This window comes from Luteibacter flocculans, from assembly GCF_023612255.1.
GTDB lineage: Bacteria > Pseudomonadota > Gammaproteobacteria > Xanthomonadales > Rhodanobacteraceae > Luteibacter > Luteibacter flocculans.
Genome location: NZ_CP063231.1, coordinates 4,050,223 through 4,076,107 on the forward strand (window position 1 = coordinate 4,050,223; position 25,885 = coordinate 4,076,107).

Annotated in this window: 21 protein-coding genes and 1 tRNA gene; 13 read left to right on the forward strand and 9 right to left on the reverse strand. The window is 66.3% G+C overall.

The annotated features are described in order from the left end of the window. Positions 1–99: 99 nt before the first annotated feature. Complete coding sequence (blaOXA, locus tag IM816_RS17615) at positions 100–945, forward strand: class D beta-lactamase (RefSeq protein ID WP_250339086.1); 846 nt, start codon at positions 100–102, stop codon at positions 943–945. 47 nt (positions 946–992) lie between these two features. On the opposite strand, the gene IM816_RS17620 is transcribed toward blaOXA, so the two are convergent. The 5 genes from IM816_RS17620 to IM816_RS17640 form a co-directional block, all read right to left on the reverse strand. Beyond that, positions 993–2,357 (reverse strand): AMP-binding protein, encoded by a 1,365-nt coding sequence (locus tag IM816_RS17620; protein ID WP_250339087.1) that lies wholly within the window; start codon positions 2,355–2,357, stop codon positions 993–995. A 15-nt stretch (positions 2,358–2,372) separates the two neighbouring features. Further along, positions 2,373–2,942: an L-threonylcarbamoyladenylate synthase type 1 TsaC gene (gene tsaC / locus IM816_RS17625; RefSeq protein ID WP_250339088.1), complete on the reverse strand. Its 570-nt coding sequence runs from the start codon at positions 2,940–2,942 to the stop codon at positions 2,373–2,375. Between the two features lie 5 nt (positions 2,943–2,947). Continuing rightward, the gene (locus IM816_RS17630; RefSeq protein WP_250339089.1) at positions 2,948–5,485 is read right to left on the reverse strand and encodes a DNA topoisomerase I; all 2,538 of its coding nucleotides are present in this window, start codon (positions 5,483–5,485) and stop codon (positions 2,948–2,950) included. Between the two features lie 100 nt (positions 5,486–5,585). Beyond that, complete coding sequence (dprA, locus tag IM816_RS17635; protein WP_250339090.1) at positions 5,586–6,740, reverse strand: DNA-processing protein DprA; 1,155 nt, start codon at positions 6,738–6,740, stop codon at positions 5,586–5,588. Between the two features lie 127 nt (positions 6,741–6,867). After that, a complete protein-coding gene (locus IM816_RS17640; protein ID WP_072323568.1) occupies positions 6,868–8,022 on the reverse strand; it encodes a LysM peptidoglycan-binding domain-containing protein in 1,155 nt (384 codons plus the stop codon). Positions 8,023–8,225: 203 nt separating this feature from the next. Here IM816_RS17640 and def point away from each other — a divergent pair, with 203 nt between their 5' ends. Genes def through rsmB form a run of 3 tightly spaced genes read left to right on the forward strand, consistent with a single transcriptional unit; the run spans position 8,226 to position 10,992 of the window. Continuing rightward, entirely contained in the window at positions 8,226–8,729 is a 504-nt protein-coding gene (gene def / locus IM816_RS17645) for a peptide deformylase (RefSeq protein ID WP_072323567.1), read from the forward strand. A gap of 2 nt (positions 8,730–8,731) precedes the next feature. Continuing rightward, on the forward strand, positions 8,732–9,676 hold the full coding sequence (gene fmt / locus IM816_RS17650) for a methionyl-tRNA formyltransferase (protein WP_250339091.1): 945 nt from the start codon (positions 8,732–8,734) through the stop codon (positions 9,674–9,676). A gap of 8 nt (positions 9,677–9,684) precedes the next feature. Next, positions 9,685–10,992, forward strand: coding sequence for a 16S rRNA (cytosine(967)-C(5))-methyltransferase RsmB (rsmB, locus tag IM816_RS17655; RefSeq protein WP_250340793.1), 1,308 nt, complete (start codon positions 9,685–9,687; stop codon positions 10,990–10,992). Here the strand turns inward: rsmB and IM816_RS17660 are convergent. Beyond that, positions 10,953–12,089 (reverse strand): glycosyltransferase, encoded by a 1,137-nt coding sequence (locus IM816_RS17660; RefSeq protein WP_250339092.1) that lies wholly within the window; start codon positions 12,087–12,089, stop codon positions 10,953–10,955. The genes rsmB and IM816_RS17660 overlap by 40 nt on opposite strands. A 217-nt stretch (positions 12,090–12,306) precedes the next feature. On the opposite strand from IM816_RS17660, the gene IM816_RS17665 reads away from it, so the two are divergent. From IM816_RS17665 to IM816_RS17680, 4 genes are all read left to right on the forward strand, one after another. Further along, complete coding sequence (locus IM816_RS17665; protein ID WP_250339093.1) at positions 12,307–13,563, forward strand: O-antigen ligase family protein; 1,257 nt, start codon at positions 12,307–12,309, stop codon at positions 13,561–13,563. Between the two features lie 2 nt (positions 13,564–13,565). Next, positions 13,566–14,561 (forward strand): glycosyltransferase, encoded by a 996-nt coding sequence (locus tag IM816_RS17670; RefSeq protein WP_250339094.1) that lies wholly within the window; start codon positions 13,566–13,568, stop codon positions 14,559–14,561. A gap of 148 nt (positions 14,562–14,709) precedes the next feature. Then, positions 14,710–16,653 (forward strand): ArnT family glycosyltransferase, encoded by a 1,944-nt coding sequence (locus IM816_RS17675; RefSeq protein ID WP_250340794.1) that lies wholly within the window; start codon positions 14,710–14,712, stop codon positions 16,651–16,653. Continuing rightward, entirely contained in the window at positions 16,650–16,973 is a 324-nt protein-coding gene (locus IM816_RS17680; protein WP_250339095.1) for a tetratricopeptide repeat protein, read from the forward strand. Before IM816_RS17675 ends, IM816_RS17680 begins: the two co-directional genes overlap by 4 nt. On the opposite strand, the gene IM816_RS17685 is transcribed toward IM816_RS17680, so the two are convergent. Next, positions 16,948–17,853, reverse strand: a complete 906-nt coding sequence (locus IM816_RS17685; protein ID WP_250339096.1) for an LpxL/LpxP family acyltransferase — start codon at positions 17,851–17,853, stop codon at positions 16,948–16,950. The genes IM816_RS17680 and IM816_RS17685 overlap by 26 nt on opposite strands. A gap of 84 nt (positions 17,854–17,937) precedes the next feature. Here IM816_RS17685 and dtd point away from each other — a divergent pair, with 84 nt between their 5' ends. Both dtd and rpoD read left to right on the forward strand, forming a co-directional pair. Continuing rightward, entirely contained in the window at positions 17,938–18,378 is a 441-nt protein-coding gene (dtd, locus tag IM816_RS17690; protein WP_250339097.1) for a D-aminoacyl-tRNA deacylase, read from the forward strand. A gap of 160 nt (positions 18,379–18,538) precedes the next feature. Beyond that, entirely contained in the window at positions 18,539–20,398 is a 1,860-nt protein-coding gene (gene rpoD, locus IM816_RS17695; protein ID WP_072323559.1) for an RNA polymerase sigma factor RpoD, read from the forward strand. A 77-nt stretch (positions 20,399–20,475) separates the two neighbouring features. On the opposite strand, the gene IM816_RS17700 is transcribed toward rpoD, so the two are convergent. Continuing rightward, entirely contained in the window at positions 20,476–22,071 is a 1,596-nt protein-coding gene (locus IM816_RS17700; RefSeq protein ID WP_250339098.1) for a glycoside hydrolase family 30 protein, read from the reverse strand. Continuing rightward, on the reverse strand, positions 22,064–22,906 hold the full coding sequence (locus tag IM816_RS17705; RefSeq protein ID WP_250339099.1) for a helix-turn-helix transcriptional regulator: 843 nt from the start codon (positions 22,904–22,906) through the stop codon (positions 22,064–22,066). Before IM816_RS17705 ends, IM816_RS17700 begins: the two co-directional genes overlap by 8 nt. 96 nt (positions 22,907–23,002) lie before the next feature. Between IM816_RS17705 and IM816_RS17710 the strand changes: the two genes are divergently transcribed. The 3 genes from IM816_RS17710 to IM816_RS17720 all read left to right on the forward strand — a co-directional run bounded on the left by IM816_RS17710 (position 23,003) and on the right by IM816_RS17720 (position 25,618). Then, positions 23,003–23,899, forward strand: coding sequence for an SDR family oxidoreductase (locus tag IM816_RS17710; RefSeq protein ID WP_250339100.1), 897 nt, complete (start codon positions 23,003–23,005; stop codon positions 23,897–23,899). Positions 23,900–24,230: 331 nt separating this feature from the next. Then, positions 24,231–24,306 (forward strand) — tRNA-Ile (locus tag IM816_RS17715). A 244-nt stretch (positions 24,307–24,550) separates the two neighbouring features. Beyond that, on the forward strand, positions 24,551–25,618 hold the full coding sequence (locus tag IM816_RS17720; protein WP_250339101.1) for a virulence RhuM family protein: 1,068 nt from the start codon (positions 24,551–24,553) through the stop codon (positions 25,616–25,618). The last annotated feature ends 267 nt before the right edge of the window (positions 25,619–25,885 follow it).

Consider the following 25,885-nt stretch of genomic DNA (forward strand, 5'->3'; position numbering starts at 1 on the left):
GCACATCCTCACCTTGCCCGCGAAACGCCCTGACCCCGCCCTGTGCGACGCCGTTCGGCTTGTCAGCCTCCGTGAGCACTGCCCATGGAGATCGCCCACATGAGACGTCTGTTCACACTGCTTCCCGCGCTGTTTGCCCTCGTGGCGGCTACCGCGTCGCACGCCGCCGACTGGAAGGAACACCCCGAGTGGGGCAAGGCCTTCGCCGACGCACACGTCAAGGGCACGCTGCTCGTCTACGAGGAGGGTGCGCAGACGATGCACGTCTACGACGCAGAGCGCGCGCGTCGCCCTTATCTTCCCGCCTCCACGTTCAAGGTCTTCAACGCGCTCGTGGCAATCGACACCGGCGCGGTGGCGGACGAGTTCGATCCGATCCCCTGGGACGGCAAGGTCCGCAGCATGGGCGGCACGCCGAATGCGCAATGGAATCGCGCCAACAGCCTCGCCAGCGGCATGCGTTATTCCACCGTGTGGCTTTATCAGGAAGTGGCGCGACGAGCCGGTCAGCAGCGCATGCAGTCCTGGATCGACAAGGCAGGCTACGGCAACCGCGACATCAGCGGCGGCATCGACCAGTTCTGGTTGACCGGCGGTCTGCGCATTTCCGCCGAGCAGCAGGTGGCGTTCCTGCGCCAGCTCGCCGACGGCACGCTTCCGTTCTCGGCGCGCGCGCAGGAAATCGTCCGCCGCATCACCATCTACGAAGCCGGCACCGATTTCATCCTGCACGCCAAGACGGGTTGGGGAACGCATGCGGCGGAGAATCGGCCTGATCCGGCCAAGTCCGACGACATCGGCTGGTACGTGGGCTGGGTGGAACACGGCGGCAAGCGCTGGTTCTTCGCCATGAACATCGACATCGCGAAGCCGGAAGACGGCGTGCAGCGCGTAACGCTGGCAAAGAAACTGCTGACGACGCTCGGCGCCTTCAGCCAGCCTTGAAACTCACGGCCTGGGTGCCGTAAGTCGACGCCCAGGCTCGCTCCCGATCAAAGTGCCGGACGGATGAGTTCCAGCAGGCTGCCGCGCGGCAACTTGCCGGTCTCGTTGCGCGGCAGCGCATCGACCAGACGCAGCGGGCGCGGCAGGAAGACCGGGTCCATGGCATGGCGCAATGCGGCCATCACCGCCTGTTCGCTCATCAGCGGCGCCACGACCAGCCCGGCGATGCGACGCACACCTGACGCATCGGGTTCGTCCAACTGGAACAGCACACCGTCGCGCACGCCTTCGATAGCAAGCAAACGGCGATTCAGATCACCCAGCGATGCGCGCTTGCCGGCGATTTCGAGCAGGTCGGTGTTGCGTCCACGCAACTGGAACCGTCGCCCCTCGTCATGCAAGGTGACGATGTCGGCGAGCGCGATGGGCTCGTCGAGTTGAGGCGCATCGACCAGCGTGCCGTCGGGCTGCGGGTGCAACGTCACGCCCGGGTACAGGGTCCAGTCGTCAGCGGCGGACGTGCGGCGGCTGGCGAAGACGCAGGTTTCCGTCGAGCCGAAGACCTCGTGCAACGGTGCGCCAAAGCGACGTTCGGCTTCCGCGGCGAGATCGACCGGCATCGGTGCGGTCGCTGAGACGAAGGCGGCCAACGTCGGCAAGACCACCCCGGATTCCACCAGCGCACGCAGATGCACGGGCGTCGTCACCAGCACGCGCGGCTCGGGCATCGTGCCGAGCGCCGTGGCAACGTCGGCCGGAAAGAACGGCCGACCCGCATGCACGCTCACCTCGGACAGCAAGGGCATCAGCACCGACATCTCGATGCCGTACATGTGCTGCGGAGGTACCGTCGCGACGACATCGAACGACGTGCCGATCGCGGTCCGCAGCAAGTTGGCATTGCCTGCATTGCTGGCAACGAAACTGCCCCAGGTCTTCACGTTGGGCTTCGGCCGGCCCGTGGAGCCTGAGGTGTAGCCAATCGCGGCCACCGTGTCGGCGGGAATATGCGGGATCTCACCCGGCGCCGCGTCGTCGTCGAGCGCGGGCATCTGCAGGTAGCCCACCGGTGCGGGCGACAGCGGAAGCTCGCCGATGGCATACGACCCAGGATGACCCGACATCACCTCGTCGATCGCATGCGGCGCGCGCGACGGGGGGAGCAGATTGGTCTGCCCACGCACGATCAACGCAGCAAACGCCACCAGGAACGCGTAGCGGTCCTCGCACAGATTGACCGCACCGACGGCCTCGGGCAGCAAGGCGGCGACCGCGCGCACGTGGCCAAGGAAGGTGGCAGCGCTGACGGGGCGCCCGTCACGCCAGGCAATCGGCCGCGACAGGTCGCCGACAAGCAGCGGCAAGGGCGCGCCTGCGGGGCGCCCGGTGAACTCATGAAGGTTGGACGACAACGGATTCTCCCCCGATCAGGCGCGGATCATAGCGCCGCTGAGGGCGTCCCGGATGATGGTTGGGCGGTCCAATCCGCCCAGCGGGGCGTCCAGCGCGCCGTCCAGCCGCTCACCGAAATAGCGTTCCAGGGTCGCCAGATCGCGCGCGGGAGGCTGCCCGTGCGGGTTGGCGCTGGTGGACACAAGCGGGGCTCCGAAGGCGTGGCACAGCGCTGCCGCCGGCTCGTGCGCGGTCACCCGAAGGGCGATGCCGGCGTGTGCGCCCGCTACCCAGTCGGGCACGGCGGCACTGCGCGGAAACACCCAGGTATTCGGACCAGGCCATGACGCCAGCACCTGGTCGAGCACCGCCGGGGGCACGGCGTCCCGGTCGATGTATTGCTCGACCTGCTCGAACGATGCCGCGATCAGTAGCACGCCTTGGGTGGCCGGGCGCTCCTTCAGCGCGAACAGGCGCTCGAAGGCATCGCGGTTGTGCGGATCGCAGCCGAGGCCAAACACGGCCTCGGTGGGATAAGCGATGACGCCGCCGCGGCGCATGACCTCCGCAGCGGCATCGACGTTGGCCGGAACGAAGCGACGCATATCGATCAATCGGCCTGGGGCGACACCGTCTTCGCCGCGGCCTTCTTGGCGGCCGGCGCTTTCTTGGCGGCGGCCGTCTTCGTCGTCTTGGCGGTGGCTTTCTTGGCAGCAGCCTTCTTCGCCGTGGACTTCTTGGCGGTCGCTTTCTTTGCAGCGGCCTTCTTCACCGCCGGCTTCTTCGCCACGGCTTCCTTGGTCGCGGCCTTCTTCGCAGCAACCTTCTTCGTTGCCGTCTTCTTGGCCGCACGACCACCGCGTGGCTTTTTCACCGGCGCTGCGGCGAGCAGTTCGGCGCACTCCGCCTCGGTCAGCGTCTTCGGATCGCGATCCTTCGGGATGCGCGCGTTCTTCTCGCCGTCGGTGATGTACGGACCATAGCGGCCGTTCAACACCTGTACGCCGTTGCCGAAATCGAGAATGGTGCGATTGGCGATCGCTTCCAATTTCTCCTGCACCAGTTGCAGTGCGCGCGGCAGTTCGATGGTGTAGGGATCGTCCTCGGGCTTCAGCGACGCATAGGTCGCGCCCTGCTTAACGAAGGGGCCGAAGCGACCGATGCCGACCGTGACGTCTTCGCCAGCTTCCGACTGGCCGAGCATGCGCGGCAGCTTGAACAGCTCCATCGCCTCGTCCAGCGTGATGGTGTGCATGCTCTGGCCCGGACGCAGGCTGGCGTACGTCGGCTTGGCTTCGTCGTCCTTGCTACCGATCTGCGCATAGGCGCCGTAGCGACCGAGGCGCACGGACACGGGCTTGCCGGTCTTGGGATCGGTGCCCAGTTCGCGCGCACCGGTTGCCTCGCTGCGGTCGACGGATTCGGTCTTGTCGTCCACCAGCGTCTTGAACGGCTGCCAGAAACGCTCCAGCAGCGGCACCCACGCTTCCTCGCCGCGGCTGACCGCATCGAGTTCGTCTTCGAGCCGCGCAGTGAAGTCGTAGTCGACGTACTGGGCAAAGTGCCCCGAGAGGAACTGGCTCACGGCACGACCCACATCGGTCGGCTTGAAGCGGCGGTTTTCCAGCAGGACGTACTCGCGGCTCAGCAGCACCTGGATGATGCTGGCGTAGGTCGAGGGACGGCCGATGCCGTATTCCTCGAGCGTCTTGACCAGGCTCGCTTCCGAATAGCGCGGCGGCGGCTCGGTGAAGTGCTGGTCGGCGGCGATCTGCGAGACCGGCACCACGTCGCCCTGGGCGAGACGCGGCAGACGGCGCTGATCCTCGTCGTCGTCCGTCTTCTGATCGCGCCCTTCCTCGTACACCGCGAGAAAGCCCGGGTCGATGACCGTCGTGCCGCTGGCGCGGAAGGCGGAATCGGCCACCGGGAATTCCACGGACACCGTGTTGAGGGTGGCGTGGATCATCTGGCAAGCGACGGTGCGCTTCCAGATCAGTTCGTAAAGCTTGCGCTGATCGTCGTTCAGGAACGACGCCACGCTGCGCGGCGTGCGCATGGCCGAGGTGGGACGCACGGCTTCGTGCGCTTCCTGGGCATTCTTCGACTTGGACTTGTAGACCTGCACGCCATCGGGCAGCGCGGATTTGCCGTATTCGCGCCCGATCAGGTCGCGCAGCTCGGCCACGGCATCGTCCGAAAGCGCCACCGAGTCGGTACGCATGTAGGTGATGAGACCGACATTACCCTCGCTGCCGAGCGCCACGCCTTCATACAGCCCCTGCGCCACGCGCATGGTGCGGCTCGTGGAAAAACCGAGCTTGCGCGCGGCTTCCTGCTGCAGCGTGGAGGTGGTGAACGGCGGGGCCGGACGGCGCTTGCGCTCACGGCTGGTGACTTCGCCGACGGTGAACTGACCGCCTGCCGCTTTTTCCAGCGCAGCGCGCGCCGCCATGGCGTCCTGCTCATTGGTCAGGTCGAACTGCTCGAACTTCTTGCCGTGCAGCTTGACCAGGCGGGCGTCGAAGGCGCCGTCGGGGTGAGTCAGGTTCGCCTGGATCGTCCAGTATTCGCGAGCCTTGAAAGCTTCGATCTCGAGTTCGCGCTCGACGATCATGCGCAGCGCGGGCGACTGCACGCGGCCGGCCGAAAGACCGCGCTGCACCTTGCGCCAGAGCACCGGGGAAAGATTGAAGCCCACCAGGTAATCGAGTGCGCGGCGCGCCTGCTGGGCGTCGACGAGGTCATGCGACAGCTTGCGCGGATTGGCGACCGCTTCCTTGATGGCGCGCGGCGTGATCTCGCTGAAGACCACGCGCTGCACGTCCTTGCCTTCCAGCAGGCCGCGCTCACGCAGGATCTCGCTGATGTGCCAGGAGATGGCTTCGCCTTCGCGATCCAAGTCGGTCGCGAGATAGATGCTGCTGGCCGCCTTGGCCGCCTTCGCGATGGCATCGACGTGCTTTTCGTTGCGGTCGATGACCTCGTACGCCATGCGGAAGCCGTGCTCCGGATCGACCGCGCCCTCCTTCGGTCGAAGGTCGCGGACGTGGCCATACGATGCCAGCACCTGGAAGTCGGCTCCCAGGTACTTGTTGATCGTCTTGGCCTTGGCCGGCGATTCGACGATGAGGAGGTTCTTTGCCATGCGTTAGCGATTCCAGGGGAGCGCGGGGACGAGTGGACCCCAGCGTATGTATATATTTAGTTGGAAACATATCGCCGTGACGGCTGTCAAGCCGCGGCGATCAGACCACGCGCTGAAAGCGGTTGCCCGGCAAGACCGCGATCTCGCCTTCCAGTTCCAGTATCAGCAGCATCGACGACAGCGCCCCGGGGGAAAGGCCCGTCGTGCCCACCAGGGCATCCAGAGAGGCGGGATCGTACCCCATGACGTCGAGGAGGCGGCGATATTCCTCATCCTGGCGCCAGTCGAACGAGCCCGTCTTGCGTCTGCTGGCCCCGGCCGTGGCCGTGCTGGCAGGGCCGCCGCCTTCGAGCCGGGCCCGCAGCTCGGCACCCAGTTCCATGGCCGCCGGGGCCAGGGCGGCAAGGACGTCGCCCGGCCGCTGGACCAGCCGCGCGCCGTCTTCGATGAGGCTGTGACAGCCCTCGGCCAGGGGGTTGTGGATCGACCCCGGGAGGGCGAACACGTCGCGGCCCTGCTCGCCGGCCAGGCGGGCGGTGATCAGCGAACCTGAACGCTGCCCGGCCTCCACGACCACGACACCCAGGCTGAGGCCGGCGATGATCCGGTTGCGCTGCGGGAAATGATGGGCGCGGGCTTTGATACCGGGCGGATACTCGCTGACGATGGCCCCGTGGGCGGCGATCCGCTGGGCCAGCGCATGGTGCTTGCGCGGGTAGACCCGGTCCGGCCCGGTGCCGATGACCGCGATCGTCGGCTCCCCGGCGTCCAGGGCGGCCTCGTGGGCCGCGCCGTCCACGCCGTCCGCCATGCCGCTGGTCACGAGCAGGCCTCCGGTCGCCAGCTCCGCAGCGAAGCGGCGGGCGTTGGCAAGCCCCGGCTCCCGAGCCTGCCGGGCGCCGACGATGGCGACCTGCGGCCGCAGCAGCAGGGCCGCATCGCCCTTCACGAACAACGCGGCCGGCGCATCGGCAATCGCCTCCAACTGCGGCGGGAAATCCTCGTCCGTACAACGGAGCAGGCGATGCCTGTCGCCCGCCAGCCAGGCGAGATCGCCGGCAAGGGTGGGTTCGTCGGGCTGCTCGATCCAGGCCCGCCCCTCCGCGTCGAGGGCCTCGGGGTGCCGCGCCAGCCAGCGCAGCAGCGACGCGGCGTTGCCGCGCGCGACCAGACCCTCGCGCAGGCGGCGCGCGGTCAGCCCAGGCGTGCGCAGGAGGATCAGCCAGTCACGGTCGTCGTTCAGGGGGTCGGTCATTCGCCCAGTCTACGGGCGCGGCGCGGCATGCCTGTCAGAGCGCACCACCGCACCGGGTCCGCATGGCCGGCGGTGACGAGGTGGTGCGGAGGGGCACGCCGCTCGGGCGCGCCCCGCATGGGCGGTCTTATTCCGGCAGTACCAGCTTGTCGCCCTTGCGCAACGGACGCAGGGCGTCCATCACCAGCGCGTAGCTCACGTGGTCGAACGTACGGAAGACCATGATGTGGCCCGCGTATTCGTCCGGCAGCTTCACCTTGCGCGACGTGTCGCGGCGGTTGTAGTTGCCACTGACCTCGTCGGCGATGGTCTCGCCCTGGTTCATGACGGTGAACGTGGTGCCGTTGTCGATCCCGTCGGCCGTGCCGGCGGAAATGGACACCACCTGGCGGCTGCCCACGCCGATCATGGCGTCGGCAAAGCCGAGCACGCGAGGGTCGGCCGGCATCGCCTTCGGCGCATGCGGGTAGAAGTACGGATCGTACGGGCTGTCGTCCACCTGCATCAGGCGGTCGCCCTTGCGCACTTCGAGGGTGGAATCCACGAGCACCAGGGTGGTCACGTCGCCGTTGGTGGCGATCACCTCACCGGTGCCGATGACCGACACTTCCACGCCGCGATCGTCGCCCTTGCCCACGTGGGTGTCGTGGCGGGTGTCCTCGCGCCAGGGGCTCGGGGCCATGGAGACGTCGCTGTCCAGCTCGTCGGCCACAAAGGAGCCGTGAGACGGGTTGCCGACCAGGTCTGTACCGCCCTCGGAGCCGCCGTGGTCGCGGAAGCGATGGGTCGGCCGCACGATCGCCCAGCGCTGGCCCGGCTGCGCCGAATCCAGATCGCGAGCGTAGATCTTGTTGCCCGGCGTGGCACGCAGGTGGCTTTCCTCAAAGCCCACCAGGTACGGCGACTGCTCGACCTCGTCGGCGTTCATCACGCGCATTTCCTTGAGGAACATGCGCAGCTCGCTGAGCGGGATAGCGGTCACCGGCTCGCCTTCCTCGCGGACGCGCGGCTCGAGGCCGATACGCGGGCCGCCACCGGTCATGGAAAGGTTGAGCACATCGCCCGGATAGATGAGGTGCGGATTGCGCACTTGCGGGTTCGCCTGCCAGATCTCCGGCCACAGCCACGGCTTGCTCAGGAAGCGCGCCGAGATGTCCCACAGGGTGTCGCCGCGGCGCACGGTGTAGGTGTCGGGGTGGTTCGGGCGAAGCTGGGACGCTGCCGCATAGACGGCCACGGTAAAAAACATGCCGCCAAGCAGCATGGCGAACTTCTTGATCATGCGGGTTTTCCCCCTTCCCCGGTGCTGGCGCGAGTGTAACCGAAACGTTAACGGGCACAATACGCAACGGCGCTCGCCCGGCCCCCGGCGCGCGCGTAGAATAATGAGCCATCCTAACGCCGCCGCTGCTTGGATTTCGCCGATTTGCCCGCAAATCCGCGGACAAGGCGCCGCAGCGGCCCGCGAACGTTCAAGGTGACACCGTGTCCACCCTCACCATTCTCGAATTCCCCGATCCGCGCCTGCGCACCGTCGCGGCGCCCGTCACCGAGTTCGACGCCGAACTCAAGCAGTTCGTGGCCGACATGTACGAGACCATGTACGCGGCCAATGGCGTCGGCCTCGCTGCTACCCAGGTCAACGTGCATAAGCGCGTGCTAGTGGCCGACATGAGCGACGACCGCAACGAGCCGATGGTGCTGATCAACCCCGAGATCCTCGAAAAGGACGGGCAGCAGGTCTACCAGGAGGGCTGCCTCTCGTTCCCCGGCATCTACGCCGACGTGACCCGCGCGCTGCACGTGAAGGTCCGCGCGAACGACGTCGACGGCAAGGAGATCGTCGTGGAGGCCGAGGGCCCGTTGGCGGTCTGCATCCAGCACGAGATGGATCACCTCGCCGGCAAGGTCTTCGTGGATTATCTCTCGCCGCTCAAGCGCGGAATGCTGCTCAAGCGGATGGAAAAACAGCGCAAGGCCAGTGCCTGAGCATGGTGGGCCGTCCCCTGCGGGTGGTGTTCGCCGGAACGCCTGATTTTGCCGTTCCCTGCCTCGAAGCCTGCCGCGCCTCCGGTGCGGAGGTCGTTGCGGTGTACACGCAGCCCGACCGCCCCGCCGGGCGCGGCCGCAAGCTCGCCGCCAGCCCGGTGAAGGCCGCCGCGCTCGCCGCGGGTCTTCCCGTCGAACAGCCGGAATCCTTCAAGGCCGAAGCGGACCGCGCACGCCTCGCCAGCTACGCCCCGGATCTGATGGTCGTGGTGGCCTACGGGCTCATCCTTCCGCGCAAGGTGCTTGCCATTCCCCGCCTCGGCTGCTGGAACGTGCACGCCTCGCTGCTGCCGCGCTGGCGCGGCGCGGCTCCGATCCAGCGCGCCATTCTGGCGGGTGACGCCGAGTCCGGCGTCGATCTGATGCAGATGGAGGCCGGACTCGACACCGGCCCGGTGCTGATCGAGCGACGCACGCCCATCGCCCATGACGAAACGGGCGGCAGCCTGCACGACCGCCTGTCTGCCCTGGGCGCCGACGCGCTCGCCGAAGGCCTGCGGCGCACGCTGGCCGGCGAAAACCTCGTGCCGCGGCCGCAATCCGACCAGGGCGTCGAGTACGCGCACAAGCTCGACAAGGCCGAGGCGAAGCTCGATTTCGCACGACCGGCGATCGCGCTCGAGCGCAAGGTGCGCGCCTTCGATCCCTGGCCGGTGGCCGAGGCCGACGTGGCCGGCGAGCACCTGCGTATCTGGGCCGCCCGCGCCGTCGACGGCGTGCCGGGCGCCGAGCCGGGACACGTGATCGCGGCCTCCCGCGACGGCATCGACATCGCCTGCGCCGAAGGCGCGCTGCGGCTCATCGCCGTGCAGCGTGCTGGTGGGCGCCGGATCAGCGCCGCCGACTATCTCAACGCCCGTCCGGAGCTGAAGCAGGCCGCCTCGTGAGCCGCGCGATGTCCGTGCGCGCGCTGGCTGCCGAGGCGCTTTGCGACATCGCCATCGCTGGTCATTCGCTGCGCGATGTCGCGGATCGCGCCTTGCCGCGGCTGTCCGACGCGCGCGACCGCGCGATGCTCACCGCGCTGCTGCACGACGGCGCGCGCTGGTGGCCGCGTTTCGATGCAGCGCTGGATCGCCTGCTGGAGAAACCGATTCGGCGCAACGAGCCCGTCATCCACGCGTTGCTGGTCGTCGGACTGGTGCAGTTGGAGATTCTGGAGCTGCCCAGCTACGCCGCGGTTGCGGCAACGGTGGAAGCGGCACGTGAACTCCGTCGGCCGCGTCTTGCCGGTCTGGCGAACGCGGTGCTCCGTCGCTGGCTGCGGGAGCGCGACACGCTGAACGCGGCACTCGACGCCACGCCGGCCACACGACACGCCCATCCGGCTTGGCTTGCGGATGCCATCGCGCAGGACTGGCCCGACGCGGCCGATGCCGTGCTCGCCGCGGCGAACACCGAGCCGCCGCTCATGCTCCGCTGCAACCGGCGTCGCGCACAGCGCGAGTCGCTGGCGGACGCATTGCGCGCAGCCGGGCAGACGGTCGAATTGCATCCCTGGTTGAGCGATGGGCTGGTCTTGCCGCACAGCACGGACGTCACCCGCCTGCCCGGCTTCGCGGAAGGGTTCTTCGCCGTGCAGGACGGTGCCGCGCAGGTGCCTGCCGACCTGCTCGACCTCGCCAACGGACAGCGCGTGCTCGACGCCTGCGCTGCGCCCGGCGGCAAGGCATGTCATGCACTCGAACGCGCCGACGTGAGCTTGCTTGCCGTGGAGTCGGAGGCAAAGCGTGCACCGCGCATTCGCCAGAACCTGGAGCGTCTCGGCCTGCACGCCGAGGTGATCGTCGGTGATGCCGGCGATCCGTCGGCATGGTGGGATGGACGCCCGTTCGATCGCGTGATGATCGACGCCCCCTGCTCGGCCACCGGCGTCATTCGTCGCCGCCCGGACGTGCGCCTGCATCGCCGCGCTGCCGACATCGACGCATTGGTCGCGCAACAGGCGCGCATTCTCGATGCGTGCTGGAAAACGCTCGCACCCGGTGGAACGTTGCTCTACGTCACCTGCTCCCTGCTTCGCCGCGAGAACGAAGGCGTCGTCGGTGCCTTCCTCGCCAACCATGACGATGCGTCGGCACGCCCGATCACTCTTCCCGTCGGACGCGCGGCGCGCGTCGGCTGGCAGATCCTGCCGGGCGACGGCGACCTCGACGGCATGTACTACGCGTTGCTGGAAAAGTCCGCCACGAGCGCCGTGTAAACCGCTTCCGTCGCATCCACGAAGCGCGGCATGCCGAAGTCGGCCTCGGCATGGCGACGTGCGGCAACGCCCATCGCCAGGAGGGTGTCCCGTTCCGCCAGCAGGCGACGCAAGGCACCCGCGATGGCGGTGCGATCGCGGGCAGGCACGATCCAACCGTCTTCGCCTTGCCGGATGTTTTCGGGTAACCCGGCGTAGTCGCTGACCAGCACGGGCTTGCCCATCGCCATCATTTCGCGGCAGGCAAAAGAGATCGTCTCGACGTCCCAGGACAGCACGAATCCCGCATCCAGCGCGGCGACCATGGGCCGCACGTCTGCCAGTCGACCGGTAAAGTGCACCTGCTCGGCGATGCCCAGCGCATCGATTCGCGCCAGATCCTCGGCGCCCGGCAGGCCGCCCGCCAGCACGACGCGGAAGTGCGCGCGCTCCTCGGGAGCCAGGGATGCCAGTGCCTCGAGCAGGTCCATCCAGCCCTTGTAGCGTGCGGTGCCGGCATTGCTGCCGATCAGCAGCGGTGCGGCCGCCGATTCGGGCGCCAGCCAGGCCGCGCGTTGCGCCGGGTCCGCATCGCCCGGCGCGAAGCGCTCGACGTCCACGCCGTTGAACACCGTGGCGACGCGACAGCGCGCATAAGGCGACGCCAGCACCTGCCGCCGCACGAACTCGCACACGGCGATGACCTGGTCGGTACCGAAGCGCGATCGCCAGACATGGCCGAGCCCGGTCATCGGCTTGGAATTGTGCTTGGTCAGCACGATGGGCGGCCGCGGGGCCAGCCCGCGCCGTGCCGCCATCACCAGCCGATGGTCGGCGGAGCCGTTCACGTGAATGACGTCGAAGCGCTCGCGATGCAGATATTCGGCCAATTGGCGACGCGCACGGCGGCGCGCCGGGAGCCGCCCGAGCCCATTCGGAAAAGGCTGGTCCCGTACCCGCACGCCAGGGATGGCGCGAGCTTCACGATTGAGGCGACTGGTAGGCGGTGCTGCGACGTGCACCTCGTGACGCGCCGCCAGGCCGCGTGCGAGACCGAGGATATAGGTGCTGTGACCGCCGCCGTCGCCGTCGTGGAAATTGGTGAACAGGAGCTTCATCGGGCCGGTCGATCCTTAGGGACACTCTGACCAATTATCGCCAGCGCCACCGAGCCTGTCTGTCGGATGCGGCCAAAGCTGAATTCTGGCCCTCTCGCGTGACTCTGCGGGAGGGCATCGGCCGTCCGTTAAAGTACCATGCCCCACGCGCTTTCCCCGGCCGCGTGGCCTTGGGACGCGCGGCTCATGCGCCGTCCCGATCCAAGCAAGGTGCCTAGTGCTCGAAAACTCCAACTCCTGGCGCACGTGGATCGTATCGCTGCTGATCGCGCTCATGCCGCTGGCTTTCGCGGTGCCGATCAACGCCAAGGCCGTCGTCGCCCTCGTCCTCTTCGCCGCCGGCTTGTGGCTGCTGATCCGCCGCGCAGAAACCCGTCGGGCCTTTCGCCGCGCCGCCTGGGTGGTCGGCCCCGCCGCCCTCGCCTTCGCCTTCTGGTTGGTGAACGTGCTCTCGCATGGTGTGGAGATGCGCGAGTTCGACGTCACGTCGCACATTCTTGCGTACCTGGTGATCGCGGCCAGTTTCACCGCGCCGTTGCGGACGCCCGTGCTCCGCATCGGCTTCAGCGCCACCGCGGCCGTACTGGGCGGCATCTGCCTCGAGCAGCACTACGTCGAAGGCATCGACCGCGTCTACGGCATCAACAACGGCCTGTGGGGCGCCATCGAGTTCGGGATGTACATCCTCGTGCTGTCGCTCGTGGCGGTCGCGCAAGCCCTGCGTAGCGATCTGCGCCGCGGCGAGCGAATCCTTCATGGCGTGTTCGCCCTGCTCGGCCTGTACGGCGCACTGCTGACCCAGAGCCGGGGGCCGTTGCTGGCCTTCGTGCCCGTTTTCATCCTCGTGGTGCTCATCCAGTCGAAGCGGACGGGCCGTTGGCGCGAGGGCCTGATCTGCCTCGCCGTGGGCGTGGTGGGTGCGATCGCCGCTGCGACGACGTTGCACGGCGAAGTATTCAACCGCTTCGCGGCCGTGCAGGAAGAGGTGTCCACATACAGCGAGCAGGACGCCACGGGTGCGGTGCGCGAGCGGCTGGAGATGTGGCGCACCGCCAGCATGGCCGTTCGCGACCACCCGCTGAGCGGCGTGGGGCTCAACCAGTTCGGCAGCTACGCGCGTGCGCGCATCGCCGAGGGCAAGGTGAACGCGACGGTGGAGCGCTACGACCACCCGCACAGCGAATACCTCGAATGGGCGGTGACCGGCGGCCTGCCCGGTCTTGCGGTACTTCTGCTGCTGTTCGGCGGCGCCATCGCCTTCTTTGGGCGCCATGCGTTCCATCGGGAAAACGCGATCGCCATACCGGCCATCGCCGGTCTCAGTACCGTGTGCATGTATGCGCTGTGCGGGTTCACGGATAACGTGTTCTATCGCGCCATGCCGCACTCGCTGTACTTCTTTCTCACCCTCGGCCTGGCGGTCTACGTCGGCCTGATGCTCAATCGTGCCGCCCGCCCGGCGGGAGTGCGCTGATCGTGGCCTCGATCCACCTGATCGCCTGGAACAACGGGCGGGGCCTCAGCCACGACATTCGATTGCTCGACGCTGCGCTGCGCGAACTGGGTCATGCGGTCACGATCACCTCGGTGCCGCGGCGCAGCCGCGGGCTACCTTGGCGGGCGTGGTGGGAAACCTTGCGCATGCATGCGCGCTGGCTGGCGGGTCGCGGGCCGCGCCGCTACGACCTGGGCATCACGCTCGAACACGTGCATACCGCCTACCTGCCGCTCGCTCGGCGAAACGCACTGATACCGAATCCCGAATGGCTGTCGCGCCGCGATCGCCGGCAGCTGCACCGCTTCGACGCCATCCTGTGCAAGACCGCCATCGCCCGCGACACGTTCGCGGCACAAGGCCTGCCGGTGCATGTCATCGGGTTTCAAAGCATCGACTGCCGCCGCGACGGCGTGACGCGCGACCGCGCCTTCCTCCATCTGGCGGGTGCCAGCCGCATGAAGGGCACCGAACGCCTGCTCGATGTCTGGCGCCGGCATCCCGAATGGCCGACGCTGCACGTGCTGCAGTCACCGTCCACGGCACGTAGCGAGCGTCCCGCCGCCGCGCCCAACCTCGATCATCGGGTGACCTATGTCGACGACATCAAGGACATCCGCCAACTGCAGAACGCCCACGCGTTCCACCTGTGCCTGTCGGAAGCGGAAGGTTGGGGGCATTACATCGTGGAAGCGATGAGCTGCGGCGCCGTGGTACTGACGACCGATGCCCCGCCGATGAACGAGCTGGTGACGGCCGAACGCGGGCTGCTGGTGGCGGCCCACGAAAGCGGCACGCTCAATGCCTCGGCCCTCTGGCACTTCGATGAAACAGCGCTGGAAGCCAGCGTCGCGCGGGCCATGGCCATGAGCGACGAGGAACTCGCGCGGATGAGCGCCGCAGCCCGCACCTGGTACGAAACGAACCAGGCGGCCTTCGCCGGCAAGCTTCGCGCCGCCATCGACGCGCTCTGCTGAACACCTGCGTTTCGTGCCCTGAGGGCGCGGTCGCGTGTCCACGTCCCGGCGACAGCCATGCCGGTAGGACTGGTGCCTCGGGACGCCAGTCATCCACAGGCGCCCGCGTGCGTTTAGAATTCATGATCATTTAACGGTGACGACGCCCTTGTCCAACAGCGCCTATACCCGAACGGAACACCTCCGCGCCCTCTGGCCGTGGCTGCCTCTCTGGGCGGCTATGGCCTTGCTTGCGATCTTCGCGCACGGTCCGATGCCCATGTTCTCCACGCGCACCCTCGCGGTCGCCTGGGAAATGTGGGCGCATGGCCATTGGCTCGTCCCGCACATCAACGGCGAGCCGTACAGCGAGAAAGTGCCGCTGCTGTTCTGGATGATCCACGCGGGTTGGGCAGTGTTCGGCGTCAACGACGTGTGGCCACGCGTGCTCGAGGTGATCTTCGGCGGCGTGCAATTGGTGCTTGCTTCGCTGCTCGCCAGCCGCCTGTTTCCGGCCCGGCCGTGGGTCGCCAAGGCCACACCGTGGCTGTTGATGGCGCTGGCCTACTCGTTCCTGTTCGGCCTGCAGATCATGTACGAAGTGCTGCTGGTCGTCTGGGTGCTGGCTGCGCTGCTGTGTCTCACCCCCACGGCCACGCGCGCCGCGCCGCGTTGGTGGCTGTTCGGCCTCCTCGTTGGTGCAGGCCTGCTCACCAAGGGACCGGTGATGGCGCTGCACGTGGTGTTCCCGCTGCTGTTTGGCCCGCTGTGGAACGACTGGGCGCGGCAGAACAAGGCGCGCTGGTACGGCTTTGGCCTGCTTGGCCTGTTGATCGGTTTCGCGCTGCTGCTGGCCTGGGCCATTCCCGCGGGCGAGGCTGGCGGTGAGGCATATCGCCAGCGCCTGTTCTTCACCCAGACCGCCGGCCGCGTGGTGGCCAGCAAGGCGCAGGATCTGCAGAACCACGCCCGCCCGGCGTGGTACTACCTCGTGTTCCTGCCGGTGATCCTGTTCCCGCTGAGCGGCTGGTTGCGCGGCATCGTCGCCGTTCCCACCACGCTGTTCCGCCGTCCCTGGAAGCCGGGCACCACGGCAGCGCTGTGGGCCGCGGGCGTGGCATTGGTGCTGCTGCTGGCTTCCGCCGCGAGCGGTGCGTTCCCTGGCTGGGTCGACAAGCTGCTGGTGCTGGTGTTCGTGCTGCCGCTGTTCGCGGTGCTCATGCGCCAGCCGCTCGAACCCGGTCTGCGGTTCCTGGTGGCGTGGCTGCTGCCGACCTTGCTCGTCTTCTCGCTGATTACCGGCAAGCAGCTCTACTACGTGCTGCCCGAACTGGCGGGCGCGACGATGCTGGTCGCCGCATCGGTGGCGGACCTGCGCGAACGGCACAAGGGGCTGGCCTCGCATTACGCGCTGGGTACGTGGCCGCTGTCGCTCGGTGCATTTCTCCTCGCCATCGTGCTGTTCGCGATGCCCTCCGTGGTGCCCTCGCGCTTTCCGGACAACATCTGGCTCGTCGGCATGGCGCCGTACGCGCGGTTCTTCGGCGTCATCTTCATCGTGCTCGGCGCACTGCTTCTGCTGCGCGGGCGCGGCGAAATGCGCCGCCTAGCCTTCGCCGGCCTGATCGGCACCGTGGCGCTCAATGCCTTGTTCACCCTGGGCCTGTGGTATCGCTACGATCTGACGCCAGCCTCGCTCTTCCTCGCGCAAGCCGATGCGGCGGGAAGGCCGATCGGCAACCTCGGCGTCTCGTACAACGGCCAATACCATTTCGCCGGGCGCCTCATGCATCCGATTGCTCGCATCCAGGTCGCACCGGGCATGCCTACCCAGGTGGACGAGGACGACGATGACGTGGTCCACGACGGCGACACGCTGGACGATTTCGCGCGGCACCATCCGAACGGCGTCATCGTGTCGTACGCCAAGCATCCGCCTGCCAATGCGTTCCGCTATGCGCGGCTGATCCAGCCGTCGCGCACGGGCTGGCTGATGATCTGGGATGCCTCGACGTTGAACGCCCTGCAGAACGGTCGGCAACCGCCGGAGCCGCGCCAGCCCACGCTGCTCTATCCGCAGGACTACTGGCGCACGCGGACCGCGATGCGATGACCGACCCTCTCGTCGATCGGCTGCGCGCACAGATCGGCGGCGTCCGAGACGGCGCGCTGCTGCGGTTCTCGCTCGGCAACGCGCTGCTCGGCGACGGCGTCTACGGCGAAGCTGCGCAGGCCTTTCGCGATGCGCTGGGCTTCGATCCGGACTACTCCGCCGCGTGGAAACTGCTGGGCAAGAGCCTGCTCGCCATGGACGACGAGGAAGGCGCGGCCAGCGCGTGGCGTTCGGGCATCGAGGTCGCCACCGGTCGCGGCGACATGCAGGCCGCGAAGGAAATGACCGTCTTCCTCAACCGGCTTTCGCGCCCTCGTTGACCTTGTAGGGGTCCGGCCGATCATGCGCGGTGTAGCGCTTGTAGTGCCACTGGTACTGCGGGAACGCCCGCTCCACGCATTGCTCCACACCGCGATTGAGCGCGGTGCAGGCGACCTTGAGGTCGGTGCTGTCGATGCCTTCCGGCGCCGGCAGCACGTGGATGCGATAACCGGCGCCGTCCGGCAGGCGTTCCGCGAAGCTGAAAAGCACGGTCGCGCCCGTGCGCGCCGCCAACCTCGGCAGCAGGACCATGGTCAGCGCATCCACGCCAAAGAACGGCGCGAACTCGCCCTCGCCTTCGCGCGGCTTCTGGTCCGGCAGGATGCCGACCGTGCCGCCCGCGCCCAGTCGCTTGAACAGCGTGCGGACGCCAGCGCCCTCCGCGCGGACCTGCTCGGGCGCCAGCTTGCCGCGCACCTTGCGCAGCAGCGCCTCGATGGCCTGGATGCGCGGCGGCCGGTAGAGAATCGCCATCGGCGTCTTGCTGCACAGCCAGTAATTGAGCAGTTCCCAGCAGCCTAGATGGGGCGCCGCGATAATCACGCCCTTGCCCGAGGCCAGGGCGTCGGCAAACAGCTCGCCGCCTACCACCTCGCGCACCAGGCCCAGCGCCTTGTCGGCACCGCCACCCCAGATCGCGGCCACCTCGGTAACCGATTTGCCCGACTCTTCCATGGTCCGACGCAGCAGGTCGCCGCGCTCTGCCTCGGACAGCGACGGCCGGGTGAGCCGCAGGTTCACGGCGCTGTAGCGCGCACTGCGGGAATGCGAACGCAGCGAACGACGACCGATCCATGCGCCGATCGCATGCACGGTACGCAGGGGAAGCAGGCTGACCAGCCTGAGCAGGAGATAAAGGAGGTAGATGTCCGGGCGCATCCTTGGGAGTGTAACCGCCTACAAAGCGTTCACGTCCCCATCAAAGCCACTTAAGCTTGGCGCCCATCTGCCGCTAGCCTGCCCATGATTGCACTGATCCAGCGCGTCGAATCTGCACGTGTCGAGGTCGACGGTGAAACCGTGGGCGCAATCGGCGCCGGGCTGTTGGCGCTCGTGGCCGTCGAGCCGGGCGATGGCGAGGCCCAGTGCGTGCGCATGCTCGAACGCCTGCGGGGTTACCGGGTCTTCTCGGACGCCGAGGGAAAGATGAATCTCGCCCTGTCCGAGACCGGCGGTGGGCTACTTCTGGTCAGCCAGTTCACCCTGGCGGCGGACACCCGCAAGGGCATGCGCCCCAGCTTCACGACCGCTGCGCCGCCTGAGGAAGGCCGGCGCTGGTTCGACCGCCTCGTGGCGCTGGCGCGGGCCGCCCAGCCAGGGGTGGAAACCGGACGGTTCGGTGCCCATATGAAGGTTCATCTGATCAATGACGGCCCGGTGACCTTCCGTTTGGAGGTGCGCTGAGGCGTTCCCCTTCCCCTCGTCGACACGCGCGAATGCCAGGCCGAACCGGCCCACTGGCGCGATTCTTGCGTTGCCCCGACGAGTCCGATCCACTTGAAAACTGGTCAAAAAATCATCAAATGACTATACTGATCGGTTCCTGTAACCCGCGGCGGTCGGCATGACTAATAAAGCTCACGAGCAACAGTCTGAAATCAAACAGCTCATCTCCAAGGGTCTGGAGCAGGGCTACCTGACCTACGCCGAAATCAACGACCACCTGCCCGACGACATCGTCGATCCGGAGCAGATCGAAGACATCATGGCGGTGCTCAAGGGCGTCGGCATCGAAGTCCACGATTCCGCGCCGGACACCGACACCATCTCCGACGGCGCCGCCCCTGGCACCAGCACCGACGACGAGTCCGCGGCCGAAGAAGCCGTGGCCCTGCTCTCGGCTGTGGACGCGGAGGTGGGCCGCACCACCGACCCCGTCCGCATGTACATGCGCGAGATGGGCACCGTCGAACTGCTGACCCGCGAGGGCGAAATCGCCATCGCCAAGCGCATCGAGGAAGGCCTGAGCCAGGTCCAGACCGCGCTGGCCAGCTTCCCGCTCACCATCCAGTTGCTGCTCGAGGAATACGACCAGCACGTGGAGGGCAAGCGCCGCCTGAGCGAGATCCTCGCCGGCTTCGCGGATCTCGAAGAAGCTGCCGACGCCGCCCAGGCCGAAGCCGATGCCGCCGTGGAAGTGGATGGCGACGCCGCCGACGAAGAGGAAGAAGTCGAGGCCGCTACCGAGGACGAGGACACCGGCCCGACCGGTCCCGACCCGGAAGAAGTGAAGCGCCGCATGGAAGAACTGCGCTCGCTGCACGCCAAGTTCCAGAAGGCTGCGCCCAAGGCCGAGATCAACGACAAGAAAGTCGCGAAGATTCGCGAGCAGATGTCGGAAGCCTTCCTCAACCTCAAGCTTCCGTCGGCGCTCATCGACAGCTTCGTGCGCAAGCTGCGCGAGGTGGTGAACGACATCCGTCACCACGAGCGCGTGCTCATGGACATCTTCGTCAAGCAAGTGAAGATGCCGCGCGCCGAGTTCCTGAAGAGCTTCCCGTCCAACGAGGGCAACCTCGAGTGGGCCGCCGAACTGTCGCGCAAACGTCAGAAGTGGTCGCCGAACATCAAGAACTTCCGCGAGGCCATCGACGCGGAGCAGGAAAAGCTCGCCCAGATCGAGCGCACCCTGTACCTGCCGCTGACCGACATCAAGGAAATCAACCGCGCCATGTCCGTCGGTGAGGCGAAAGCTCGCCGCGCCAAGAAGGAAATGGTCGAGGCCAACCTGCGCCTCGTGATCTCCATCGCCAAGAAGTACACCAACCGCGGCCTGCAGTTCCTCGACCTCATCCAGGAAGGCAACATCGGCCTGATGAAGGCGGTGGACAAGTTCGAATACCGTCGCGGCTACAAGTTCTCGACCTACGCTACTTGGTGGATCCGTCAGGCCATCACCCGTTCGATCGCCGATCAGGCGCGCACCATCCGTATCCCGGTGCACATGATCGAAACGATCAACAAGTTGAACCGCATCTCCCGCCAGATGCTCCAGCAGTTCGGCCGCGAGCCGACGCCGGAAGAACTGGCGAAGGAAATGGAGATGCCGGAAGACAAGATCCGCAAGGTCCTGAAGATCGCGAAGGAACCGATCTCCATGGAAACCCCGATCGGCGACGACGAAGATTCGCATCTCGGCGACTTCATCGAAGACACCAACGCCAGCTCGCCCATCGAGTCGGCGACGGAAACGGGTCTCATGGAAACCGTGCGCGACGTGCTGGCCGGCCTCACCCCGCGTGAAGCCAAGGTGCTGCGCATGCGCTTCGGTATCGACATGAACACGGATCACACGCTGGAAGAAGTCGGCAAGCAGTTCGACGTGACCCGTGAGCGCATCCGTCAGATCGAAGCCAAGGCACTGCGCAAGCTGCGTCATCCGAGCCGCTCGGAAACGCTGCGCTCGTTCCTCGACATCGACTGATCGCGGTTCGACAGGCAAACGAGAAAACGCCCGCGCAAGCGGGCGTTTTCTTTTATGGGTTCAACACATCACGCGGATCACTGCACCGTCGGTTGTGCCAAGCGGCCAGGCCCCAGCCACTCGAGCCCGCGGCGCACCCATGCCACGACAGGCTCGGGATTCCATACGAAGGTCGCCACGCTTTCGGGTGGCATCTCGTATTCGAAGCGATTCTTCCCCTGCGTTACCGTCACACGGCGAGCATGGGTGCGGATGTTGACCATCACGAGCACGATCGATCCGTCGTCGTTACGAAACGCTACGTTGGCGATGCCCTTATCGGCATCGGTGTCGTTGGATTTGATCCGCACGGCGCCCGGCAGAACGAAGCGACTGAAATGCGCCAGCGCGTAATACTCGTCGTTGCGCGTGACCTCGCCGGTACGCGAGTCAATCTCGATCACACCGTTGCACACGCTGCACCCGCCGAGATGCGGACCATGGTTCTCATCGAGCGCGAGGTTCCAGTAGATCACCCCACGCGCCCATTGCCGCGTGCCAGTGACGAGCAGGTTGCGCGTGAACCACAACAACTCGCCATTCATGCTCAGCGCCCAGTCGCCGCCCGAGCACTCGGTAATGAAGGCGTCCTTGTCCGGGTGCTCGCGATGCACGCGCCCTTGTTCGTGCTGGCTGCCCTCATAGCAATGCCATGCCACGCCATCGACATAGCGTGCCGCCGTCGGATTCGACAGCACCGCGAGGGGTTCTTCCGGGTGACTCCAATTGTGGTCCCAGTCGAGGATGCGCGTCTTCGGTGTGCGGTTCGCCAGCTTCGGCCCGAGATAGCTTCCGATGATGCGCGCACGCGTTTCCGCATTCATCGGCATGCCCGGGTAGGTGATCGGCGAGAAATGCGGTTCGTTCTGCAAGGTCAGCGCGTAGATCGGGATGCCGTACCGACGATAGAGATCGAGGTAGCGCACGAGGTAATCCGCATACACCTCTTCGTACTGTTCGAGCAGCTCGCCGCCGATGAGGTTCTCGTTGGTCTTCATCCATGCCGGCGCGCTCCACGGCGACGCCACGATGAGAAGACCTGGGTTAATCGCCAGCGTCGTGCGCACCGTGGGAATAAGGTCCGGCAGGTTGGCGGCGACGTTGAAGTGGTGAAGGTCGGTATCGGTCTGCCCGAACGACAGATCGTCGAGGGTGTAGAACTGCGCCGAAAAATCCGATGCGCCGATCGTCAGCCGCATCATGTTGAAGTTGAGCCCGGGCGGCGGGCCGTATAGCTCGCGCAACAGTGCGCTGCGTTTCGACGCGGATAGCTTGTTCTGTATGAGCCACGCCGATGCGTCCGTCATCGCCGCGCCAAAACCGGTGATGGTTTGATAGGTCTGATCCGCTTCGATCACGATGTCGGCGGGCGATGCATCCGCCGCGCCCATGGGGATGTCCGGTTGCGATGCGAGTTTGTAGCGGTGATCCGCCGTACTGAGCCAGAGTGCGACAGCCGGCCGATACATACTGGCGGATGCCGCTGCCTGCGTGAGTGGCACGGGCTCCTCGAAATGCGGCACGGACAAAGCCGCGAGCGTGAGCAGCGGGATCAGGGCCAGAAGCGCCGCGATGAAGCGCCTCGCTATCGGGCCGTGTTCGTGGTGCTCATGATGTTCGTGGTGCTCATGCATGGCGTTGCTGTCGACGTGCCTCGATCCACCCGCGAATGCGCGCGGCATCCGCGGGGTCTACCGCGTTGTAGACGAGCATCCCCAAGTCGGGCCGGCCGTCCACGGCAAACGCGGAGTATTCGAGTTCGAGCAAGCCGTGCTCGGGAAGATGCAGGCGCTTGAGTCCTTCGCCGTGGCCACGCACGTCGTTGTCCTGCCACATCGCCTTGAACTCGGGGCTGATGCGCGACATGTCCTCGACGAACTGGCCGATCTCCGCGGTGGCGCCGGCACGCGCCGCGTCGGCGCGAAACGCCCCGACGACGAAGCGAGCAACGCTCATCCAATCTTCCTGATGCGCACGCACGCGCTCGTTGGAGAACATCATGCGAATGATGTTGCGTTCCGCGGGAGGCAACTTCGAGTAATCCGTAAAGACCGTTGCCGCCGCCTCGTTCCACGCCACCACGTCCCACAACGCGGTGCGGATGATGGCGGGGCTGGCTTCGAAGGCATCGAGCACGCGCTGCAAGCGCGGCGATACACCCTCCGGCGATCGATAACGCACCTCGGGCGGCCGACCGAGCGCCAGCATGAAGAGGTGCTCGCGCTCCGGCTCGGTCAGCATCAGTCCCGCGGCGATGCGGTTGAGGACGTTAGCCGACGGTGCGCCGCCCCTGCCCTGCTCCAGCCACGTGTACCAGGTGGGGCTGATGTTCGCCCGCTGCGCGACTTCCTCCCGGCGCAACCCAGGCGTGCGCCGCCGGCCGCCGATGACGCCAAAGGCGGCAGGATCGAGCCGGGTGCGGCGATCGCGAAGAAAGGTGCCGAGCGGGTTGTGGGGAGACGCGGACATCGCAGCCTGTTGGTCCTTATACCCGGATAACGTCACTACTTTACCGGTATCGGTGTGCGGCCCATCGTACGCCTTCCCGACTTTGGAGACACCCCGATGCGTATCTTTCTGACAGGCGCCACCGGCTTCATCGGCTCACGCGTCATTCCGGAACTGCTTCAGGCGGGGCACCAGGTGCTCGGCATGACCCGCTCGGACGCCGGCGCGGAGGCTTTGCGTGCGGCGGGCGCCGAGGTGCATCGCGGGGAGCTCGAAGATCCGGCGAGCGTCCAGGCCGGTGCCGCCCAGGCCGATGCCGTGATCCACACCGCCTTCGACCACGACTTCTCGAACTTCGCCGCCAACTGCGAAAAGGACGCCCGGGTCATCCGCGCGATGGGCGAGGCGCTGAAAGGCAGCAATCGCCCGCTGCTTATCACCTCGGGCACCGGCATAGGCTCGAAGGGCCCGGGACAACTCGCGACCGAGGACGTGTTCAACACCGCCCATGCGAACCCGCGCATCGCGACGGAACTGACCGGCGCAGAACTGCTGGAGCAAGGCATCGCCGTGTCGGTCGTGCGCTTGCCGCAGGTACACGACACCAAACGGCAGGGCCTGATCACCCCGTTGGTCGGAATCTTTCGCAGCAAGGGTGTGGCGGCATACGTGGGCGACGGCCAGAACCGCTGGCCCGCGGCGCACGTGTCGGATGTGGCGCGGCTCTACCGGCTCGCCATCGAGAAATGCACACCGGGCTCGCGCTACAACGCCGTGGACGAGGAAGGCATCACCACCCGCGCCATCGTCGAAGTGCTCGGCGAAGGACTGGGCATCCCCGTGACCTCCATCGCGGCCGACGAAGCCGCCGGGTTCTACGGCTGGATGGGCGGCTTCGTCGGCATGGATCTACCCGCCTCCAGCGCGTGGACCCGCCAGGCGCTCGACTGGCATCCAACCGGCCCGTCCATGCTCGATGACCTAAGAAACATGGACTACTCGCGACGCGCCTGAGCGCGTCGCAAGCGCCTCAGCGCTGATTGCGCTTCTTCTCGTCCTTGGCAGCCTTCTTTTCCTTCATGGTCTTGGCAGGCTTCTTCTTCTCGCTCTTCTTCGAATCCATTCCCTTGCTCATACGACACCTCGGTAAGTGCTTCAGCCAGACGCCGTCGCTCGGGTGCAGATTACGCCGTATCGGCGGCGTAAAGGAGCCGGCGCATACATGGCCGCGTTTTCGGCACTGCCGGGCGCATGGCGGCGAAGGACTTGAGATAGACCGCGCGCAAGCAAGCCTCCGCCGACATGCCAACCCACCGCCCTATCGGCTAGACTTCTCGCCCGCGCAGGGCCTATAGCTCAACGGTTAGAGCAGGGGACTCATAATCCCTTGGTTCCAGGTTCGAATCCTGGTGGGCCCACCATCAGTCGCCCGGCGGCATCCAGCAAAACCGCGGAAAGAAACTGCCGGTCACCGATCTACGGTGCCGAGCTGATGGCGCGTATGCGCATGACATACATTACTCTCGTCCGCTCCAAGCTGTTGCTAACGGCGACGCCCTTGCAGAATTCATTGCTGGAACCGGATGCCTTCGCACCCCAACCCTCCCGCGTAAGCACGAGAGGCAGAACGGCGACAGCCAAGCCGAACACGTTTGGAGACACGGAATGACCAAGGCCGCCCCAGAGGAGAACCGTTCAGAACTGATCCTGTTCCGCTCGGACGATGCCCTGACGCGTATCCAGGTCCGGCTTGAAGGCGGAACCGTCTGGCTGACGCAAGCCCAGCTCGCAGAGCTGTTTCAGGTGACGGTGAAGACCATCAGCGAGCACCTGCAGAACATCTACGACGAGGGCGAGGTGGAACCTGAACGAACTATCCGGAAACTCCGGATAGTTCAGATCGAGGGCGAGCGGCAGGTACGCCGCCTTGTGGATCACTACCACCTGGATGCCATCCTGGCCGTCGGCTACCGCGTGCGGTCTGACCGGGGCACCCAGTTCAGACAGTGGGCCACTGCCCGCTTGGGGGAGTACCTGGTGAAGGGTTTCGCTCTGGACGACGAACGCTTCAAGCGCAGTCCAGACGATGGCTACTTCGAGGAGCTGCTGGCCAAGATCCGCGACATCCGCTCGTCGGAGAAGATGTTCTGGCGGAAGGTGCTGGACATCTACGCCACCAGCGTGGACTACAACCCGTCTGTCGAGGCCAGCCAGAAGTTCTTCGCCACGGTGCAGAACAAGATGCACTGGGCCGCACACGGACACACCGCGGCGGAGTTGATCCGGGCGCGCGCCGATGCTGGCAAGCCCAACGTCGGCATGACCAACTGGGTAGGGGCCAAGCCGCGCAAAGCCGATGCGCTGATCGCCAAGAGCTACCTCGATGAGGAGGAGCTGCAGGCATTGAATCGCGTAGTCAACGCCTACCTGGAGTTCGCCGAGCTGCAGGCGATGAATCGCAAACCGATGACGATGGCCGAGTGGATCGCCAAGCTGGACGACTTCCTGCGCCTGAGCGAGCGGGACATTCTGACCCACGCCGGACGCATCAGCCACAACAAGGCGATGGAATTCGCCGAGCAACAGTTCGAGCAGTACCGCAGGCAACAACTGAACCAGCCCAGCCCGGTGGAGCGCGACTTCGAGGAAGCCACGCGCAAGCTGAAAACATTGGCGAAAACCCACACGAAGCCCGTGGGCCGCGGCAAGGGAAAGGACGACGGGAAATCATGACGCGCGTGTCTTGAACCACGCCGCAAGCCGATCGCTAGCTAACCTCCGCCAGGCACTGGACACCGACCCGGAAATGCTTGACCAAGGGCAGGACGTGCCAGCCACACACAGGCCGCCGCAGCATCCGCACCCTCGGCGACTATCGGGTAAGCCTCTGTCGCCTGCTCCACATAACGCGAAGTTCCACCTTCGATCCGAGGCAGAGATAATCGTTCTGATGTGTAGCCGCGAAGGTTAGTTCTTCGCTCATCGAGAATTGCCACCAGT

What these genes read in the sequence shown, in the direction of transcription:
- blaOXA (WP_250339086.1), top strand. Translation starts at nt 100, where the DNA reads ATGAGACGTCTGTTCACACTGCTTCCCGCGCTGTTTGCCCTCGTGGCG.
- tsaC (WP_250339088.1), bottom strand. Translation starts at nt 2,942, where the DNA reads ATGCGTCGCTTCGTTCCGGCCAACGTCGATGCCGCTGCGGAGGTCATG.
- IM816_RS17630 (WP_250339089.1), bottom strand. Translation starts at nt 5,485, where the DNA reads ATGGCAAAGAACCTCCTCATCGTCGAATCGCCGGCCAAGGCCAAGACG.
- dprA (WP_250339090.1), bottom strand. Translation starts at nt 6,740, where the DNA reads ATGACCGACCCCCTGAACGACGACCGTGACTGGCTGATCCTCCTGCGC.
- IM816_RS17640 (WP_072323568.1), bottom strand. Translation starts at nt 8,022, where the DNA reads ATGATCAAGAAGTTCGCCATGCTGCTTGGCGGCATGTTTTTTACCGTG.
- fmt (WP_250339091.1), top strand. Translation starts at nt 8,732, where the DNA reads ATGGTGGGCCGTCCCCTGCGGGTGGTGTTCGCCGGAACGCCTGATTTT.
- rsmB (WP_250340793.1), top strand. Translation starts at nt 9,685, where the DNA reads ATGTCCGTGCGCGCGCTGGCTGCCGAGGCGCTTTGCGACATCGCCATC.
- IM816_RS17660 (WP_250339092.1), bottom strand. Translation starts at nt 12,089, where the DNA reads ATGAAGCTCCTGTTCACCAATTTCCACGACGGCGACGGCGGCGGTCAC.
- IM816_RS17680 (WP_250339095.1), top strand. Translation starts at nt 16,650, where the DNA reads ATGACCGACCCTCTCGTCGATCGGCTGCGCGCACAGATCGGCGGCGTC.
- IM816_RS17685 (WP_250339096.1), bottom strand. Translation starts at nt 17,853, where the DNA reads ATGCGCCCGGACATCTACCTCCTTTATCTCCTGCTCAGGCTGGTCAGC.
- dtd (WP_250339097.1), top strand. Translation starts at nt 17,938, where the DNA reads ATGATTGCACTGATCCAGCGCGTCGAATCTGCACGTGTCGAGGTCGAC.
- rpoD (WP_072323559.1), top strand. Translation starts at nt 18,539, where the DNA reads ATGACTAATAAAGCTCACGAGCAACAGTCTGAAATCAAACAGCTCATC.
- IM816_RS17700 (WP_250339098.1), bottom strand. Translation starts at nt 22,071, where the DNA reads ATGCATGAGCACCACGAACATCATGAGCACCACGAACACGGCCCGATA.
- IM816_RS17705 (WP_250339099.1), bottom strand. Translation starts at nt 22,906, where the DNA reads ATGTCCGCGTCTCCCCACAACCCGCTCGGCACCTTTCTTCGCGATCGC.
- IM816_RS17710 (WP_250339100.1), top strand. Translation starts at nt 23,003, where the DNA reads ATGCGTATCTTTCTGACAGGCGCCACCGGCTTCATCGGCTCACGCGTC.
- IM816_RS17720 (WP_250339101.1), top strand. Translation starts at nt 24,551, where the DNA reads ATGACCAAGGCCGCCCCAGAGGAGAACCGTTCAGAACTGATCCTGTTC.